The 1,205-nt window shown below is 35.6% G+C and carries 1 protein-coding gene; it reads left to right on the plus strand.

Features of this window, described 5'->3' with window-relative positions:
• The coding region (locus D0817_RS24715) for a recombinase family protein (protein WP_134737797.1) at window positions 1-1,205 on the plus strand (1,205 nt) is incomplete at both ends.

Here is a 1,205-nt window from a genome sequence, read left to right on the forward strand (position 1 = left end):
AAATGGAATAAGCTTTTGCAAAATTTAAAAAAGCACAAAAACAAAATTGATCTTGTTTTATTCACTAAATGGGATAGGTTCAGCCGTAATGCCGGAGATGCTTATCAAATGATAAATATCCTCAGGAAACTTGGTGTAGAGCCGCAAGGTATTGAACAGCCACTTGATTTGACTATTCCAGAGAATAAAATGATGCTCGCTTTTTATCTTGCTGCTCCTGAGGTAGAGAATGATAGAAGGGCACTTAATACTTTTCATGGTATGCGTAGAGCAAGGAAAGAGGGGCGTTATATGGGATACGCTCCAGCGGGATATGTTAACAAGGTTAAAGAAGACGGGACTAAGTATATTGCATTTGACCAGCCTGAGGCATCTATTTTGAAATGGGCCTTTGAAGAGCTTTCAAAAGGGATTTTTAATACAGAACAGGTTCTTTGCATGGCAAAAGAAAAAGGTCTTAAAGCAAGTAAAAATAATTTTTGGAGAGCTATTCGTAATCCTCTTTATTGTGGTAAGATAGTAATTCCAAAATATAAAGATGAAGATCTCACCTATGTAACAGGTCAGCATGAACCTTTAATATCGCAGACCTTGTTCTATAAAGTGCAGGACATACTTGACGGAAGATCAAAAACATATTTGCCAAAAGCAATTACTACTAAGCCGTTTCCACTACGTGGATTTTTTACCTGTCCAGAATGTGCAAAGGTATTAACAGCAAGTATTTCCAAAGGGCGCACTAAATATTATCCTTATTATCATTGTAGTGGAGGCTGTAAATACAGAATAAATTCTGATACGGCTAATGATATATTTCTAAGTGATTTAAAACAGTATGTTCCCATACCTGAGATAAAAAATCTTTATATTACTGTTTTATCAGAGTGTTATAGAGAGCAGACCAAAGAAATATCTGAAGAAAAGCTTAAAATAATAGCCCAGCTTAAAGATTATGAAAAAAGGCTTTCACATGCTAGGGATTTATTAGCGACCCAGCAGATTGATGCTTCGGATTATAGGGATATGAAGTCTGATTACGGAGCTGTAATTAATAGATTGGAATTGAAATTATCAGGTATCAATGTTGATGAAGATGATATTGATGATTTGTTAAAAGTAGGTGTAGGGAACCTTTTGAAGCTCAATGAATTCTATGATGTCGGGGATTGGTCACAATCACGAGATTTGATTGGTTCGATTTATCC

This window comes from Flavobacterium cupreum (assembly GCF_003996965.1).
Taxonomy (GTDB): domain Bacteria; phylum Bacteroidota; class Bacteroidia; order Flavobacteriales; family Flavobacteriaceae; genus Flavobacterium; species Flavobacterium cupreum.